17 protein-coding genes are annotated in these 16,853 nt (G+C 43.1%); 8 read left to right on the forward strand and 9 right to left on the reverse strand.

Going from position 1 to position 16,853, the window contains the following annotated elements; translation table 11 throughout:
• Positions 1-268: 268 nt before the first annotated feature.
• The 4 genes from JFC08_RS01220 to JFC08_RS01235 all read left to right on the forward strand — a co-directional run bounded on the left by JFC08_RS01220 (position 269) and on the right by JFC08_RS01235 (position 2,940).
• Entirely contained in the window at positions 269-763 is a 495-nt protein-coding gene (locus tag JFC08_RS01220) for a PAS domain-containing protein (protein WP_055124629.1), read from the forward strand.
• A 3-nt stretch (positions 764-766) separates the two neighbouring features.
• A complete protein-coding gene (locus JFC08_RS01225; RefSeq protein WP_045444391.1) occupies positions 767-1,516 on the forward strand; it encodes a PhnD/SsuA/transferrin family substrate-binding protein in 750 nt (249 codons plus the stop codon).
• A gap of 150 nt (positions 1,517-1,666) precedes the next feature.
• Positions 1,667-2,284, forward strand: a complete 618-nt coding sequence (locus JFC08_RS01230) for a hypothetical protein (protein ID WP_060491697.1) — start codon at positions 1,667-1,669, stop codon at positions 2,282-2,284.
• Between the two features lie 41 nt (positions 2,285-2,325).
• Positions 2,326-2,940: a hypothetical protein gene (locus JFC08_RS01235; RefSeq protein WP_045444387.1), complete on the forward strand. Its 615-nt coding sequence runs from the start codon at positions 2,326-2,328 to the stop codon at positions 2,938-2,940.
• Between the two features lie 431 nt (positions 2,941-3,371).
• On the opposite strand, the gene JFC08_RS01240 is transcribed toward JFC08_RS01235, so the two are convergent.
• The 8 genes from JFC08_RS01240 to nfsB form a co-directional block, all read right to left on the reverse strand.
• Positions 3,372-3,893, reverse strand: coding sequence for an HdeD family acid-resistance protein (locus JFC08_RS01240; RefSeq protein WP_060491698.1), 522 nt, complete (start codon positions 3,891-3,893; stop codon positions 3,372-3,374).
• Positions 3,894-4,018: 125 nt separating this feature from the next.
• Positions 4,019-4,594, reverse strand: coding sequence for a GNAT family N-acetyltransferase (locus tag JFC08_RS01245; protein ID WP_198329405.1), 576 nt, complete (start codon positions 4,592-4,594; stop codon positions 4,019-4,021).
• 31 nt (positions 4,595-4,625) lie between these two features.
• Entirely contained in the window at positions 4,626-5,366 is a 741-nt protein-coding gene (locus JFC08_RS01250; protein WP_198329406.1) for an NTP transferase domain-containing protein, read from the reverse strand.
• A complete protein-coding gene (locus JFC08_RS01255) occupies positions 5,363-6,763 on the reverse strand; it encodes an XdhC family protein (protein ID WP_198329407.1) in 1,401 nt (466 codons plus the stop codon). Before JFC08_RS01255 ends, JFC08_RS01250 begins: the two co-directional genes overlap by 4 nt.
• Positions 6,764-6,902: 139 nt before the next feature.
• Entirely contained in the window at positions 6,903-9,350 is a 2,448-nt protein-coding gene (locus JFC08_RS01260) for a xanthine dehydrogenase family protein molybdopterin-binding subunit (RefSeq protein ID WP_198329408.1), read from the reverse strand.
• Between the two features lie 2 nt (positions 9,351-9,352).
• Positions 9,353-10,345: an FAD binding domain-containing protein gene (locus JFC08_RS01265; protein WP_198329409.1), complete on the reverse strand. Its 993-nt coding sequence runs from the start codon at positions 10,343-10,345 to the stop codon at positions 9,353-9,355.
• Positions 10,342-10,989: a 2Fe-2S iron-sulfur cluster-binding protein gene (locus JFC08_RS01270; protein ID WP_198329410.1), complete on the reverse strand. Its 648-nt coding sequence runs from the start codon at positions 10,987-10,989 to the stop codon at positions 10,342-10,344. Before JFC08_RS01270 ends, JFC08_RS01265 begins: the two co-directional genes overlap by 4 nt.
• Before the next feature lie 298 nt (positions 10,990-11,287).
• Positions 11,288-11,944: an oxygen-insensitive NAD(P)H nitroreductase gene (gene nfsB, locus JFC08_RS01275; protein ID WP_198329411.1), complete on the reverse strand. Its 657-nt coding sequence runs from the start codon at positions 11,942-11,944 to the stop codon at positions 11,288-11,290.
• Between the two features lie 326 nt (positions 11,945-12,270).
• Here nfsB and JFC08_RS01280 point away from each other — a divergent pair, with 326 nt between their 5' ends.
• Both JFC08_RS01280 and JFC08_RS01285 read left to right on the forward strand, forming a co-directional pair.
• On the forward strand, positions 12,271-12,939 hold the full coding sequence (locus JFC08_RS01280) for a DsbA family oxidoreductase (protein ID WP_198329412.1): 669 nt from the start codon (positions 12,271-12,273) through the stop codon (positions 12,937-12,939).
• 57 nt (positions 12,940-12,996) lie between these two features.
• On the forward strand, positions 12,997-13,725 hold the full coding sequence (locus JFC08_RS01285; RefSeq protein WP_198329413.1) for a haloacid dehalogenase type II: 729 nt from the start codon (positions 12,997-12,999) through the stop codon (positions 13,723-13,725).
• Positions 13,726-13,799: 74 nt separating this feature from the next.
• Here JFC08_RS01285 and JFC08_RS01290 read toward each other — a convergent pair whose 3' ends face one another.
• Positions 13,800-14,924 (reverse strand): S-(hydroxymethyl)glutathione dehydrogenase/class III alcohol dehydrogenase, encoded by a 1,125-nt coding sequence (locus tag JFC08_RS01290; protein ID WP_045453279.1) that lies wholly within the window; start codon positions 14,922-14,924, stop codon positions 13,800-13,802.
• 191 nt (positions 14,925-15,115) lie between these two features.
• Here JFC08_RS01290 and JFC08_RS01295 point away from each other — a divergent pair, with 191 nt between their 5' ends.
• A complete protein-coding gene (locus tag JFC08_RS01295; protein ID WP_045453282.1) occupies positions 15,116-16,009 on the forward strand; it encodes a LysR family transcriptional regulator in 894 nt (297 codons plus the stop codon).
• A gap of 173 nt (positions 16,010-16,182) precedes the next feature.
• On the forward strand, positions 16,183-16,701 hold the full coding sequence (locus tag JFC08_RS01300; protein ID WP_198329414.1) for a DUF302 domain-containing protein: 519 nt from the start codon (positions 16,183-16,185) through the stop codon (positions 16,699-16,701).
• Positions 16,702-16,853: the final 152 nt, after the last annotated feature.

A 16,853-nucleotide genomic window follows, 5' to 3' on the forward strand; every position in this document is an offset into this window, starting at 1 on the left:
TAAATTTGGATTTTTGTCGATAACACATTTTTTATTATTTAACGTCATATAGCACATAGCGCGACTGATAAATATGACTTTAAATCAAAATGAAGTGACTGTCTCATAAAAAATATTTAAGATGGCACACATTATTTGTATGGAATAATAGCCTGATAAATATTGGGACGACGACTGAGCTGAAAGGCAACCTGATGTTATCGACAACTACCACACCAGATTGGCTTTTTAATCATTATAAATATAACGATAAATAAAGGAGATTACGATGGGTTCTCCAATCCCTGATGCACATAAGCCTGATATGCCCGCTGAGCAGATTACTCTGACTTATTATGATGGTACATCACGGACTGTCTATGATACTGGTATTGAACGCCCTTATCCTGATGGCAAGCTGATTGTATCTCGCACCGATTTGGATGGTGTGCTGACTCACGTCAACGATGCTTTTGTCGAAATCAGTGGCTACAGCGTTGATGAGCTTATTGGTCAGCCACAATCTATTTTGCGCCATCCTGATATGCCAAAAGCCGCTTATAAAGATTTGTGGGATACCGCAGCGGCTGGGCAAAAATGGCATGGCTACGTTAAGAATTTATGCAAAGATGGTAGTCACTATTGGGTCTATGCGACCGTTGTGCCGAACATTCGTCGCGGCGAAACAGTGGGTTATACCTCGGTACGCCGTAAGCCATCACGTAGCAAAATCGAAGCTGCTATGGCTCAGTATGCCCAAATGAATCAAAATGAGGAAGGCTAAATCATGACGACACACAATATGTTAATCGCCCCTGATTTTTCTCCTGAGCGTTTTGCAGGCTGGCACATGTTTAATATTTTGATTCAAAAACGTGCCAACCTAAATATGCATCTAAACATACCTACCTCACATGCTGAACAAGAGCAAATCATTGAGGCAGGTGACATTCAAGTTATCTATGCCAACCCATTTGATGCAGCTACTTTGATCCGTGAACAAGGCTATCGCGCTGTTGCACGCCCTATCGGCAAATCGGATGAGATGGTCATTGCTGCTGCGGCAAACAGTGATATCAAGCGCTTAGAAGACATTAAAGCGGGTGCGACCGTAGCAATGGCAGACAACCGTGATGTTAAGCTGATTGGCTTACGCTTGCTAGAAGCTGTGGATATAGAAGAGTCTGATCTTAACTGGGATATCACTGAGACTTATCAGGCAGCCGCCCGTAAAGTCATCAAAGGTGATGCTCAAGCGGCTTTCTTCTTGGCAGAGATTTTTCATAGCTTTTCACGCTTGACCAAAACTCAGCTGTCAGTGCTAATCGAAAGTGATTTGGCAGATATTAGCCATGTATTATTGATTAAAGATGGCTTTCCTGATACAGAAATATTCATGAATGCGATCCTGAACTTGCATAATGATGACGATGGTAGAGAAGCATTGGCTGAACTTGGCATGCCTCAAGGGTTTGAAGCCATGGACGAAGAAGATGCTGAATTTATGATAGATTTGATGCAAACTTTACTTGATTAATTATTACTTATTAATTGGCACGTTGCACCGTTTCGCTTAGTGAAGTCATAGGCTATTGTCGCTCAATAGTGGCTATATCATTTTGACCATACGATATTAGCCATAAGCTGTTAGCCATACAATAGACACTATGACTTAAAGGACACTATTATGTCTGATTTAGACCTTATTAAAGAAAATGAGATGGAAGCGCGCCGAGTATTTCGTTTATATTCGCGTAAAGTGTTTTTGGCACCCAATAACCGTCATTTTCATGAACAACGTATCAATGCCGCATTACTTTTAACCGAAAAAGAGCCGCTGCAAGGTGCCGTCGCAGACTTTTTTTATGGCTGCTGGTATGACATTCCTTACGATGTAAATAACCTGTTTACGCGTATTAAAGATCGCTTGTACCCTCATGTCCAGCAAGGGTTTCGCGATTGTATTAGTAAGAAGCGATATATTCAACGCAATAGTATGCTGGCGACTCGCTGGAGTGTCCTGATATCGCCGTCTCTCAATGAGCAAAAACAGCGATTGCTTATCAGTAGCGATGACGCCAAAGAAATATCCAAAGACATCACCGCTGAGCTCATGCAAGCGCGTGAAGATAAAGATTGGGGCACGATTGAGCAGATCGAAAACGAATTCTTTGCTCACTGTATCGCTCGCAATGATCGACTTGCCTTCTCGTTAGTATGGTTTCGCTTGGGTAAAAGCGACTGGCAATTCGATGAGCGCTGGAACAACTGTCAACAGCATCTTGATCAGACCATCAAGACCTAATTTATCGCCGATTTAACCCTTTCATCACAATGGTAGCCGCTATGTCCTCTTACTTAAATGCTGATAAAACGTATCTAACCCTCACTCCAGCCGGTATTTTTGAGGCATTTTCACAAAGTGAGCCCACTGATGAACAGCTGTCATTACAAGACTTAATGTCCTATGGGGAGACGTTGCTCGCCGCTGATTGGCTTGAGCGTTATTCTGACGAATGGCTACAGAGCTTTATAGAACACGGCTGGATTGAAAAGCTGTCTTTGTTGTTACCCGCACCCAATCTGCCATTGGACCAGTTTTTACCGTATGTGGTTGCCAGCTTATCCGGTAAACGCCGTGCCGCTATTGGCTCTGATGAAGGGTTTTGCCTAGCACGAATCGGTTACAGCCAAGAAGAAGCGGACATGCTAAGTGTTGCAGCTGCTGACTTTTCAGGTTTTATGATTCGCCAAAAACAACGCGGCTGGGCGGTCGAAAGCCAAGCCATCTCGTTTTTTCAACAAGTTGACTTACTGATTCCTGAGACCAGCTTTGTGTTTTTATGGATTGATGGTTCAGGTTACGCCCTCATCATCGATGGCGAGCCTTTAACTAATAGCCGCGCCTTTGTTGAGATGGTATGGGCATTGAAAACGTCTGGCTTAAGATTTCTTAGCTAAATCAACCAAACCGCTTGATATACCATTAAATATCAGTATGACACGCTGCCATACTGACCCGTGCGCTTATATCAAACCAAGCGCACTTCTTTCAATCTCTTTCTCTCATCTTCTGCTATAGCCGATTTGTATACAAGGATAAGGTATTACAAATTGCACTTAGGCTTTACGCATTATTAAGATGTGATATTCAAATAAATTATGAAATAAAAAAAAGACGCTATTTACAGCGTCTTTTTTGTTTATTGCTAGGGCGTGTCCTCATTTCAAAAATGGTGATAAAAATGAGTTAAATTGCCGTCAAACGAGGAAAATAGCGCAGATAATATCGGGATATTAACCAGCTATTTAACGATATTTGGCAAAATTTAGCCATTTTTAGCCCGTTTAGATATGATCAATTGAATTGAGGACACGCCCTAGAACTACATTTATATATTGCGCACTATAATTGATGGTATACGTGAATACATAATTAATGATATGCCGTTAGATATCAACTCGACGGCCAACAGTATGCCAAGAATATACGTCGCTGACTGCGGATAACTGGTAAATATCATGATAGCCAATATAATCGAGAGCAGACCTGAGAGTAATATTGGGACAAAAGCCACTGTCCGACGGAGACCGAAAGCAACAACAACTCTGACTATACCTGTTGCCATAAATAAAATAGCAATGACCATGGTCAAGGTTAATATGCCTTGCAACGGATCTTGTAATAATTCAATACCAATCAATACACCAAGTACACCGCCGATGGCAGCCAGCACTTTTCCAGTGGTACTATGTGCTCGGAACAAGGCAATAAACTGTAAAACACCCACTAAAAGGAAGATAAAACCTGCTAACTGCTCAGCGGCCAAAGTGGCGCTAAGAGGATTAAAAAATGCAAAGATACCGCCAAGAATACTAATGATGCCAATGACTAACCACAGTGTACGATTCATAAGACGACCTTATTTTACATTTAATAGAAAATAAATTATATCGCAAACCTTACCTTGTGTTGTATAACGGTAGTAATATCTTCGAGTAGTCCTGTTAATATCAGAGTGTGGGCATTGATTTGTGGTCACAAGCCTGCTAACTGATTGTTCCACTGTTGCCGCGTCATGTTATAAAGTACATGCTCAGCCAGCCGATGGTTAGGGTTAAGGGCTGGGTGGTAGAAGTTGGCTCGGGTATCCATCATGCCAATACGCTCCATAATCAATTGCGAGCGCTTATTGATAACCGCTGTGAATGACACAACCTCATCGAGCGACAGCTCAGTAAAAGCGAAATTCAGCGCCGCGCGTGCCGCCTCTGTAGCATAGCCCTGTCCCCAATAATCTTTATGTAGTCGCCATGCAATCTCGACAGCCGGGGCAAAAGACATATCTGCGTGGGTATCATTCAAGCCAACAAAACCGATAAAATCATCATATGTTTTGGTGCTATCTTTTAAACTGACGGCCCAAAGCCCCCAGCCTTGATTAGCAATAAGCTGCTGGCATTTACTAGCGATGATGTCACTTACTTTAGGCGTTAATAACTTGGGGAAATATTTCATTACTTCAGGATCAGCATTTATTTCAGCAAAAACAGCAAAGTCACTTGCTTGCCATTGCCTGAGGTAAAGACGTTCTGTTTCTATCACATTTATCATTTTTATCACTTATGGATTGACACTATTAATACTATTTATCCAGCCAGCCTTTTTGCTTAGCATGAGCAAGTTGCTCAGGAGTATCGATATCATAGCTCAGTTGATTATTAACAACGGTACTCATCTGACTGGGCGGCAAACCTCTAATTAAATAACGCAGCCCTTTATCGCCTACCAGCAATGCTTGCCACTCTCTGAATAAATCACAATCAATCGTTAAAGGTAGTCCGATAACATTTTGCTTTAATGCAGTGGCAGCAGACGTTTCATTTAAATTCATATTATTTAAATGCTGCCAGCTACTATATTCACTTGCTACCACTGACTCCTTACCTGCCAGCAGTCCCATTAAATGCTGCTCATCGAGTAAAACTTGATCAACACCCATAATGACGACGCGCTCGATTAATGAGCTTGTCAACTGCGTGACTGCCTCAATAGCCAAATTCAAACTATACGCCATACCTATTTCAGGCGTAGAATTTACGACCATTTGAATCATAGAGTACTGAAAAGCCAATTCATTCATCGCACTGGCTATTGATGGCTGATTATCAGGAATGACTATAATAATTGCTTGCGGTTTTGTAGAAAGTGCGAGTTTGGTCATGAAGCAAATTAAGGGTTCGCCATCTTTACACAGTAACTGTTTTGCTTGACCTAAACGCAGGCTCAGTCCACTGGCCAAAATAATGACCACATAGTTTGGTGGATTTGATAGATTTATTGGCTTTAGTTGCGTAGATGCCAAAATAGATGCGTCGCGGCTCATGATAAACTTATCGATGCACGAGCACTTGTAGCAGTCATCTCTATAGAATCAATATGCGTAGAAAATAGCGTTGTAAAGTTAGTGTTTGACAGATGAGTGTCTGAGTTTTCTGCTGGCGGCAGCTGGTTATAGACGACCGCATTGACTTGTGCCATGATACCCAGTGCTAAAGCTTCAGGACCATCTCCGCCCAGCTTATAGCCAATCGGATAATGCAGTTTTTTGATACCTAGGTTTAAACTGGCAGGATTTGTAAGCCTTGTACTAATTTCTTCGATTAAGCGCTCGGTACGGTAGCGTGGTCCTAGTTGTCCAAGATATTTATAGTGATTAGCATGCTCTAATAATACGCCAAGGCGAGCACGGTCTTGGCTGAGACTATGCGACATCAAAGCAACAGCAGCATTTTTACTTAGTTCTAGTAAAGTATCACTATCATTTAACGCCAGTACCATCACGCTATCTGCCTGAGGAAAACGCCGCTGCGTAGCATATTGCGCTCGACTGTCTACCACTGTCACATGCCAATCTTGCAGCTTTGCCATCATAACTAGTGGCATCACATCATTGCCAGCACCACAAATCAGCAAGCGAATTTGTGGTTGTAGGCGCTGAATCAGCCATTCTGTGACTAAATTGTCATTGTCATTGTCATTGTCATCTTTTACGATAACGTACTCAGCATTTTTATGGAGCAGTTTATATTCGGATAAACTTTCAATAGCATGGATAATTGTGCTTGAAGCATTAGATACCACTTTATCTGAATTATTAGCGTCGATAGCGGTGAGTTTTCCTGACTTGATATAATTATCTAGGTTAAGACGCAAACCAATTTGAAGTTGAGAGTTTGGATTATTTTGGTTATTAAAATGGATTGTAGAGCGGATTAAAGTTGCTACCGTTACCGGCTGCTGAGACTGACGAACCTGACTGATGACATTTAACAAAGACATTGCTGTCACTAGCCTTTCAAACAACACATGTACGCGCCCATTACAGCCTAATCCAAAATTTAACTCGTCCAAATCAATATCTTGTTCATCGTATTTATTATCTGTACCCTTATTATCACTGCCTCTATCAAAGTCAAAACCCTCTTCTGATACGCTTGCTGGCACATTACCATTTTCAGCATATTCAATATCATCGCCTGTTTGATAGACTTGTACGTTTGTACCTTGACGCGTGAGCCAAAAAGCACGTTTAATAATATGTGGCTCCAAACAGCCACCGCTAATCATCCCGACCGAACGACCATCTTCACAGATGAGCATCATCGCGCCTGCGCGGCGATAGGCTGACCCTTCGGTACGCACGACGGTTGCTAATACCGCGTCAACCTGTTGTTGCTGAGCCTCGCGTGCCAGCTTAAGAATATCAGCGATTTGATTCATAATGTCTCTTATATACTCTCTATCATTGATGTCTATATACGGTCTACATCCATCATGACCAACTTACAAAACCAGTTTATAAAACCCGTTAACGACTATAATTAGAGGGTTTATATTGTCCATATATTTGACTAAAAACCTACTCTGGTAGTTCATAAAGTAATTTGTCGAGGGTAATAGGAAAGTCATAAACTCGTACACCCACGGCGTTGTAAACGGCATTAGCAATAGCAGCGGCAGCACCAGCAATCGCCGTTTCCCCAATACCTTTTATGTGCATTGGATTGGTATACGGATCGTCCTCTTCTACCAAGATAACATCAAGCTGAGGAACATCCGCACTGACTGGGACATGGTATTCTGCAAGATTATGATTACATAGCCGACCGTCATGCTTATCGTGAATCACCTGCTCCATCAACGCAGAACCAATACCAAATATCATACCGCCGTAGCACTGTGAGGTCGCGGTTTTGTAATTGAGGATACGCCCTGCTGCAAAGGCACCAGTCATACGTTTAACGCGTATTTCACCAGTCACTCGATGTACAGCGACCTCGGCAAAATTGGCACCAAATGACGCTTGGCGATGACTTTTGGCATTTTTACCCGGTGCAATTTGACCTTTGGCACTGACTTTTTGGTCATCATATTGAGCGACGATATCGGCTAATGAATGAGTCTGGAAATTACTAAAGTCATATTCTTTCGATTCAGTTAGTGAGATTCCCGTTACTTCACCTAATTTGTCTTTTAAATCAGCGACTTTATCTACGATATTATCGCCCAAACCTGCTACTTTTTCTTTTCCTGCTTCTATAACGGTTTCTACAAAGTTAGCCTCATGCTCACCTACCTGCTTAATTTGACCGTTATCCAACTGAATGGTGTCAGGGTATAGACCGACTTTTTCTGCGATCATCTCACGTAGCTGCTGACAAGCAAGGTAAATACTACTGCCTGAACTGGCAGCGCCCATACTGCCCCCTGAACCAACCGCAGGTGGCAAACTGGTATCACCAAGCTTCATTTCAATATGATCTATTGGTAGTCCTAATAAATCTGCAGCAACCTGAGTAAATACGGTATAAGAACCTGTACCGATATCGGTCATGTCTGTCTCAATCACAGCTTTGACGCCTAGTGCTTTTGAGTTATCTATTTGCAGGGTCGCCCGTGCTTCTGATGGCGCTAAGCTGTTGCCGCGAGCTGCCGCTGCCATACCCATACCCATCCACCAATCACCTTCTAAGCGACTGGCAGGCTTAGCATTGCGTTGATTCCAGCCAAACTGTTCAGCCGCTTGATCGATACAAGCGATGAGCTTACGCGTGGAAAACGGGACACCTTTACTAGGATCTTGCTCAGGCTCATTACGACGGCGCAGCTCGACAGGGTCTAGGTTGAGTTGCTCTGCCAATTCATCCATCGCACACTCAAGGGCAATCTGCCCCACTGCTTCACCGGGGGCACGCATTGAGCCTGACAAAACTTGGTTCATATCTACTTGCTGATAGTTGACCCGGCGATTTTCACCGCGATACAAATAATGCGTAGAGAGTGCTGCTGGCTCAAAAAAGGCTTCTCCTGGCAAATTACTAGAGACCGTCTCATGAATCATGGTGTCAATAATACCGTCTTTACTACAACCAATTGCGATGCGTTGACGCGTGTTTGAGCGTCTAATCGTTGCCTCCATTACTTGCGGACGTGTCATAGTGATTAACACGGGACGACCCAAGTCCTTTGCTGCTAGTGCGGCGGCTATCGATTCTGGAGAAATCCCAAGCTTGCTACCAAAACCCCCACCGACATAACGAGCGATTAATTGCACATTATCTGCATCCAAATCCAATGCATCAACGATTTGCTTTTTGCACGAAGAAAGCATTTGATTAGAGGAGTACATAATCAGCTTCTCACCTTTCCAGTGAGCAAGCGTTGCATGAGGCTCCATCGCTGCGCTGTTTTGACTTGGCGTATGATAAAAGCGGTCAAGGGTTACCGCAGCATCAGCAAGACTTTGTTCTGGATTACCCTTTTCTGAATTTTTATCCGAACCTTTTTTTTCATTAACCTCATGAGCATTTGGCAGCTCTGTCGTAAAGTTTAATGCCGCCTGCTCAGTCTCATCCTCATAAGTCACTTTGAGCGCTTTTGCACCTTCTGTCGCCGCCTCAAACGTCTCAGCGATGACGACCGCGATCGGCTGACCATGATAAAAAATCTCACTGACGCCTTGCTTAGGTGATTTGGTTGCACCGCCCTGTTGTGCATTGCGCAAAAAATGCTCAGGATCAGTAACTACTTTAATAATGTTGGGAATACCCTCTAAAGAGCTGCTATCAATTTTCTTAACGCGCCCTTTGGCAATCGTTGCGCTCACCAAAACACCATAGGCTTGATTGTCTAAATGAATCTCTGCCGTATAAGGTGCTTGACCACTGACCTTGAGTGATCCCTCAACTCGGTTAATGGGCTTACCCACCAATTTGCTCGCTGTTTTATCAAAAAGCGACTCAACTGACCCATTCATCATCATTTTTTTGGTCGGTTCTGCTGGCAATATTGAATCCAATAATGACATGATTATGCTCCCTTGCCCGCTAATGCGCGTTGAATAACTTGTTTGAGTAGACGACGAGTCAGCGGTATTTTAAAATCATTTTGACCACTACCTTTAGCCTCTTTTAATAATAAGTCCGCTGCTTGTTTGATGACATTTTCATTGCCATCAGTACCCGTCAGCAATGCCTCAACGGCTTCGTTGCGCCATGGCTCAGTACCAATACCGCCGAATGCTAGGCGCACTGTGCCCAAAAGCCCATTATCAGTCACGTCTATGATCGCGGCACAAGACACTAAGGCAAAAGCATAGGACGCGCGATCACGCACTTTGTCATAAGTGTGCATACCGCTGGCAGGCGCTGGCAACACCACATGAGTGATAAGCTCACCAGACTCTAAAACGTTTTCGATATGCGGAGTGTCTTTTGGTAGACAATAAAAGTCTTTGATTGCAATTGTACGCGTTGAACCATCCCTTTTTAACGTCTCAATAGTGGCATCTAATAAGCGCATCGCGACGGCCATATCAGATGGATGCTGGGCAATACAGGACTCGCTAGTACCCAAAATTGCCAACGTACGATTTTCACCATTTATCGCTGGGCAACCAGAACCTGGGTTGCGTTTATTGCAGGCGCTGTCTGTCTGATAAAAATAATAACAACGCGTACGTTGCAATAGATTACCGCCCGTCGTCGCCCTATTGCGCAACTGTCCTGTCGCACCTGCCAAAATCGCCCGTGATAGCACTGGGTAATTGGCAATGACCTCAGGATGCGCGGCCAAGTCGCTATTGGTCACCAGCGTACCGATGCGTAGGCCACCATCTGTAGTCTTCTCAATTTGAGCTAATGCTAAGCGAGTGATATCCACCAGCTTAATTGGCGTCTCAATCTCTAACTTCATTAAGTCTAAAAGGTTGGTACCCCCTGCGATAAATGAGGCGTCTTTTACACTAGCAGATTGGGCTGCTTGCTCTGGCGCGGTAGCACGGCTATATTCAAAGCGTTTCATGAGCGACCTCCTGACGTGCTAGTTGCCGTCTTATTACTTTTCGTTTGGCTTCCTAATTGCGCTTCACTAGGTGGTGGCGACCAAATACCCGTCACCTCTGATTTTTGTGCTGTGTCAGTTTTAGATGAATCATTCATTTCATTTTCTAAAACTTGTGAAATGGCCTTAATAATATTGGGATAAGCAGAACAGCGGCAAATATTGCCACTCATACGCTCAGCGATTTCTTGCACCAGCAATCCATCAGGATTTTGCAAATCTGTAGTGACATGACTGGGCCAGTTTTGTTTAATTTCATCGATCAGCGCTGTTGCTGAACAAATTTGCCCAGGGGTACAGTAACCACATTGAAACGCATCATTATCTTTAAAGGCTTGTTGTAGCTCCGATAATGATTCGGGCATGCCAATACCTTCAATCGTGGTAATCTCATCACCATCGTGCATAACTGCTAAGGTCAAACAGGCATTGACCCTACGCCCATTGATAAGTATGGTACAAGCGCCACATTGACCATGGTCACAACCTTTTTTAGGCCCCGTAATTTTGAGGTGCTGACGACAGACATCGAGTAATGTCGTGCGTGAATCAAGATTGTCGAGCTGATAATCCTGCTTATTAATGGTTAAGTTCAAGGTAGACATGCTGGCTTCTCGCTGGCAGATAATCAAAAAAAATAGGGTTAAACGCTCCTTAAAAGTCGCGCCAATCGATTTATTATGACTTATTAGAAATGTCGATTTGTTTTCACTTTGTAGTTATTACAGTGTAGTTTTTAATCTAAAAAAATTTTTCTTCTCACTATTCTATCTCGCTTATTCACTATCAATTTTATAAATGAAACTCAAAAACTCATTTTATTAGCAAAAAATAGCGCTATAAACATGCCGTTTATAACGCTATTTGAGTTCAATATAGTCAGTTAAAAATACCAGTCGGGCATTAGGCTTTAGTAATAATGCTCGCTTCACTCAATCGAGACTTGGGTAAATCTGCATTAAAATCGTCTTCACTACGATAACCAAGTGAGATAACGGCAACGGCTGTGTAGCCTTTGCTACGTAGCTCAAATTCTTCATCGAGTGCCTTTAAATCAGCACCTTCCATCGGTACAGCATCAATGCCTAAAGTAGCAGCACCCAGTAATAATGCGCCCATATTTAGGTACACTTGCTCGACCAGCCAATGTGGCTCGTCTTTTTGCTCATAACGACGAATGTCCAAAAACATTTTGCGGACTTGATGCATTTGCTCTTTGAATTTTGGTTCTGCGAAGCGACCATCAGCATCTTCTTTATCCAATACTTCATGCAAAAATTCATCATCAGCATAGATACGACTACAGAAAATGATGACGTGGGAGGCATCTTTCACCTTTGCCCTGTTGAAATCAAACATCCCTTGTGTACCTTTTGCGATACGTGCCTTGCCAGCCTCATCATCAGCGATCACAAAATGCCAAGGCTGAATATTAGTGCTTGATGGGCTAAGTCGTAGGATATCCTTTAAACTTTGAAAGTCTGCTGCTGATATTTTTTTATTGGCGTCAAACTCTTTGGTGCTGTAACGCCAGTTCATGGCTTCAGTGATATTTTTCATTTATGACTCCAAGATTTTTAGTACCGCCACTTTAAGCAAAAACCCGTTTGATGACCGTTACAGATTGGTTAAGTAGTCACCTATTTTGTTATTACGTTACTGATGATTCAGTGCATCGCTGAGTTATTTGAGCAGGTATTTGAACAGTTATTTAAGCAGATACTTATTAGACGGACACTCATTAAACAGTAACTTAGACGATATTGTAATCGCTCACTCATTCTCTTAGCATTAGTTAATTAGTATTGATAATGAGCATTGATTTATAAGGCGGTCGACCACAGACAGCTTATATATAAAATAAATACTGAATTAGGCAGATAGATATGGAACATTCAAAGCAGTTATTCTCAGAGCAGCCACTACGCATAGATATCGTCTCAGACGTTGTTTGTCCTTGGTGCGTCATTGGTTACCGCCAGCTGGCAGAAGCCCTCAAGCAAACCAACACCGAACACGAGATTCACTGGCATCCGTTTGAGCTTAATCCAAATATGCCAAGCGCAGGACAAAATATGCGTGAACATATTATGGAGAAATATGGTTCGAGCAAGCAAGAATCTGATGCTAGCCGTGCTCGATTAATGGAAGCGGGTAATGAGGTTGGCTTTACGTTTAATTTTAACGATGACACGCGTATGCACAACACGTTCAACTTGCATCAATTGCTGCACTGGGCAGATCAGCAAGGTCGCATGCATGACTTAAAGCAGGCGTTATTCATCGCTCATTTTACCAATGGTCGCAATATTTCTGACAATGCCGTGCTTGCTGATATCGCCGCAGAGATTGGACTAGATCGTGATGAGGCATTAGCCGTGTTAGCAGACCAAAGGTTCGCTAAAGAGGTGCGCGCAGAAGAGCAACATTGGCAACAACAAGGCATTCAAAGCGTCCCAGCGGTAATTTTTAATAAGCGTCATCTGGTTAGCGGTGCGCAAGGCGTGGAAAATTTCAAAAATATCTTGCAGCAGTTGGCTGACATGCCAGACTAGTTTTCCTGACGAGATTTTTTGGCAAGATTTCGTTAGCTATTCATAAAAGGATCCCTTATGTCCTCTGATAAATCCCTTCCTATTATCGTGTTTGATGTCAATGAGACGCTACTCGACATTACCACGCTTGAGCCATTATTTACCCGATTGTTTGATGACAGGCAGATGCTAAGAGAATGGTTTGCCCAATTGGTGCTATATTCACAAACCATGACGTTGTCAGGACTTTATACGCCTTTTGGCGAGCTTGGCGTCAGTGCCTTACAGATGACCGCTGATATTCATAACGTCAGGCTGATAGATAGCGATGTCGACGAATTACAAGAGCGTATGAGCAAAATGCCTGCTCACCCTGATGTAGTACCAGCATTAACCAAGCTGCGTGAGGCAGAGTTTCGACTGGTAACGTTGACCAACTCAGCAAATAGCGCTTCCCCGACCCCGCTTGAAAAAGCCGGCATCAGCCATTTTTTCGAACAGCATTTTAGTGTTGAGCAGGTTGCAAAGTTCAAGCCTGCGCCTGAGACTTATCAAATGGTCGCTCATGCATTGTCTGTTGACGTATCGGATTTGTGCCTTGTCGCTTGTCATCTTTGGGATACGATTGGCGCGCAAGCAGCTGGCTGCCGAGGGGCGTTTCTCACGCGACCATATAATGCTTTATTAGCAGCGCCAAACGTTTCAGCGCCAGACTTTATAGCAGCAGATCTAACCACGCTTGCCGAACAGATAATTTTTTCCACTAAAAAACAATTACCAATACCAAAAAAATGCCGCCCTATATAAGGACGGCATTTTTGGTTTAGCATACTGCTATTTTATAAGGCTAAATCTATAATCACTATTATTAATAATGATTTTTAAAAATGAATAACCGTACGAATACTCTCGCCTTTATGCATCAAATCAAACGCTTCGTTGATATCTTCTAATGGCATGGTATGGGTAATAAAATCTTGCAGTGGAATCTCACCAGCCAAATAACGCTCAACATAACCTGGCAACTCGCTACGACCTTTAACACCGCCAAACGCTGAACCGCGCCAGACGCGACCAGTCACTAACTGGAACGGACGAGTAGAGATTTCTTGTCCAGCACCAGCAACACCGATGATGACCGACTCGCCCCAGCCTTTATGGCAGCACTCAAGCGCCGAACGCATGACATCGACATTACCGATACATTCAAATGAGTAATCTACTCCACCATCTGTCAATTCAACAATCACTTCCTGAATTGGTTTATCGTAATCTTTTGGATTGATACAGTCAGTTGCGCCTAACTTTTTAGCCAGCTCGAATTTGCTCTCATTGATATCAATAGCAATGATACGACTGGCTTTTGCCATCGCAGCACCAATTACCGCTGATAGACCAATACCGCCCAGACCAAAGATAGCAACGGTAGCGCCCTCTTCGACTTTTGCCGTATTCATGACTGCACCCATACCGGTAGTCACGCCGCAGCCAAGCAAACAAACTTCTTCTAACGGTGCTTCTTTATTCACTTTTGCCAAAGAAATCTCAGGCAACACGGTATATTCAGAGAAGGTTGAGCAGCCCATATAATGATAAATAGGCTCACCATCTTTATAAAAACGCGTGGTGCCATCTGGCATCAGACCTTTGCCTTGTGTCTCACGTACCGCCGAGCAAAGATTGGTTTTACCAGAGGTACACATTTTACAGACGCCACATTCTGCTGTGTATAAAGGAATGACATGATCGCCAACTTGCACACTGGTGACGCCTTCGCCGATTTGCTCAACGATACCGCCGCCTTCATGACCCAAAATCGCTGGGAACACACCTTCTGGATCTTCGCCAGAGAGCGTAAATGCATCAGTATGACAGACGCCGCTTGCCACGATTTTTACCAATACTTCGCCTTTTTTTGGCAGCATCACATCCACTTCTTCGATAGATAGTGGCTCATTTGGACCCCAAGCAATGGCGGCTTTTGATTTAATAAATTTATCTGACATCGTTATCTCTCTTTTTAATTCATTTTATGGGTTATTAAGCGCGGACCTCTATTCAGCTTATCTTGCTTGTTGAATGGAGGCAAGCGGCAGTTGTAGCAGTCTGTAAAGCTTTATACTGACTATTATAGTTTTTTCTATAGCGATAACAATGTGCTATATTTGCAAATATCTTTTACACAGTGGTAATAATAATGCGCTGGGATGGTATTAGCGAATTTGTTTATGTAGCAGATTACGAAAGCTTTACGCGCGCGGCAAAAGAATTGGGCATTTCTACCGCGCAAGTCAGTCGGCAGATAAGCGCGTTAGAGAAGCGACTGAATATTAAACTGCTGTATCGCACGACGCGTAAGGTATCACTGACTGAAGAAGGTCGCGTGTTTTATCAGCACTGCCGCGGTGTGCTCGATGGCTTGGATGCCGCTGAGCAAGCAGTAAGCAATTTACAATCAAAGCCGCAAGGTAGGATTAAGCTGACCGCTCCTGTCACTTATGGCGAGCAGCAATTATTGCCATTAGTCAATGATTTCATGGTGCAATATCGCGATATCGAAGTGACGGCATTTTTGAGCAATCAAAAAATCGACCTCATTGATGGCGGTTATGATTTGGCGATTCGTATCGGAAAATTAAGTGATTCGACGATGATGGCAAAAAAGCTCAGCCGTCGTACCAATTTCGTCTGTGCCGCGCCTGCTTATCTCGAAAAATACGGCATACCACATTCTTTGAGCGATCTGAGTCAGCATAACTGCTTACTTGGCACGCGTGACTATTGGCACTTTATAGAAGATGGCAAAATAGATTCTGGAAAAAATGCTGATAAAGAAAAAAACCTGCGCGTGTCTGGCAGTGTCCAATATAACAGCGGTCACAGTCTAGTCGATGCGGCGTTAAAAGGTCTGGGTATCGTGCAGCTACCTGATTATTATGTGCAAAAATACTTAGCATCAGGTGAGCTGGTCAGCTTATTGAATAACTATCGAGAGCCTGAAGAAAGTATCTGGGCCATCTATCCGCACAACCGTCATTTATCGCCAAAGATTAGACTGCTCGTCGATTATCTAGCAGAGCATTTGGTTTAGCTATGCGTTTTGGCTTAGGCATTCTTTAAGGTGTGTTGCAATGCGAGGCTTTACTATGCACGGTTTATTACGCACAATGCTACTAAGCACAAGGAATATTATGGTTCACACTAAATATTCGATGTTGTCAGCCATCATTCGCTGAATAAACAATGACAATAAAAGGACTTTTTATGCTTAAAATTATCTCTATCGCTGCCCTAGCTTTGGCCGTATCCTCTTGCGCCAGTGTTGAAAATATTTTAAACGCGCCAGATAAGATGCCATCAACGCCAAAAACGATGACTGCTATCGATGCCGAAAAAGGCTTGGTTACGCTGCAAAGCAATCGTTCCGTGCAAGATACTGCTGATAAACTGGCGGCAATTATTGAAAGCAAAGGTATGAAAGTATTTGCACGCGTCGATCATCAGAAAAACGCCCAAGGTGTCAATTTAACATTAAGACCGACGCAAGTAATTATGTTTGGTAATCCGAAAGCGGGTACGCCATTGATGAATTGTGAGCAAAGCGTCGCTATCGACTTGCCGCAAAAAATTCTCATCAGTGAAGATGCTGATAAAAAAGTTTGGTTGTCGTACAATAATCCTGAATATCTCAAAGACCGCCATAATATAAAGGGTTGTGATACCCAATTGGCGAATATCGCAAAAGCCCTTGATGGTGTCAGTAAAGCCGCTATTGCAAAGTAATACCAAACCCAAAAAATACGATTAACGACGTCATTTTTGCTTGTTCCGCTCGCTTAGTCTACTAGATGTAGTACTTGCACTCTTTTTCCTTGCTACTCTAATTTTTTGAGAGGGTGTAAGCGTTGGGTGAAAATCTAAAGATATAAAAAGGT

It is taken from the genome of Psychrobacter cibarius (assembly GCF_016107535.1).
Taxonomy (GTDB): Bacteria; Pseudomonadota; Gammaproteobacteria; order Pseudomonadales; family Moraxellaceae; genus Psychrobacter; species Psychrobacter cibarius.

Bases quoted from the DNA above. Each gene is read 5' to 3' on its own strand.
- JFC08_RS01225 (WP_045444391.1), top strand. From the start codon at position 767: ATGACGACACACAATATGTTAATCGCCCCTGATTTTTCTCCTGAGCGT.
- JFC08_RS01295 (WP_045453282.1), top strand. From the start codon at position 15,116: ATGCGCTGGGATGGTATTAGCGAATTTGTTTATGTAGCAGATTACGAA.
- JFC08_RS01300 (WP_198329414.1), top strand. From the start codon at position 16,183: ATGCTTAAAATTATCTCTATCGCTGCCCTAGCTTTGGCCGTATCCTCT.
- nfsB (WP_198329411.1), bottom strand. From the start codon at position 11,944: ATGAAAAATATCACTGAAGCCATGAACTGGCGTTACAGCACCAAAGAG.
- JFC08_RS01240 (WP_060491698.1), bottom strand. From the start codon at position 3,893: ATGAATCGTACACTGTGGTTAGTCATTGGCATCATTAGTATTCTTGGC.
- JFC08_RS01280 (WP_198329412.1), top strand. From the start codon at position 12,271: ATGGAACATTCAAAGCAGTTATTCTCAGAGCAGCCACTACGCATAGAT.
- JFC08_RS01265 (WP_198329409.1), bottom strand. From the start codon at position 10,345: ATGAAACGCTTTGAATATAGCCGTGCTACCGCGCCAGAGCAAGCAGCC.
- JFC08_RS01235 (WP_045444387.1), top strand. From the start codon at position 2,326: ATGTCCTCTTACTTAAATGCTGATAAAACGTATCTAACCCTCACTCCA.
- JFC08_RS01230 (WP_060491697.1), top strand. From the start codon at position 1,667: ATGTCTGATTTAGACCTTATTAAAGAAAATGAGATGGAAGCGCGCCGA.
- JFC08_RS01255 (WP_198329407.1), bottom strand. From the start codon at position 6,763: ATGAATCAAATCGCTGATATTCTTAAGCTGGCACGCGAGGCTCAGCAA.
- JFC08_RS01250 (WP_198329406.1), bottom strand. From the start codon at position 5,366: ATGAGCCGCGACGCATCTATTTTGGCATCTACGCAACTAAAGCCAATA.
- JFC08_RS01290 (WP_045453279.1), bottom strand. From the start codon at position 14,924: ATGTCAGATAAATTTATTAAATCAAAAGCCGCCATTGCTTGGGGTCCA.
- JFC08_RS01220 (WP_055124629.1), top strand. From the start codon at position 269: ATGGGTTCTCCAATCCCTGATGCACATAAGCCTGATATGCCCGCTGAG.
- JFC08_RS01260 (WP_198329408.1), bottom strand. From the start codon at position 9,350: ATGTCATTATTGGATTCAATATTGCCAGCAGAACCGACCAAAAAAATG.
- JFC08_RS01285 (WP_198329413.1), top strand. From the start codon at position 12,997: ATGTCCTCTGATAAATCCCTTCCTATTATCGTGTTTGATGTCAATGAG.
- JFC08_RS01270 (WP_198329410.1), bottom strand. From the start codon at position 10,989: ATGTCTACCTTGAACTTAACCATTAATAAGCAGGATTATCAGCTCGAC.
- JFC08_RS01245 (WP_198329405.1), bottom strand. From the start codon at position 4,594: ATGATAAATGTGATAGAAACAGAACGTCTTTACCTCAGGCAATGGCAA.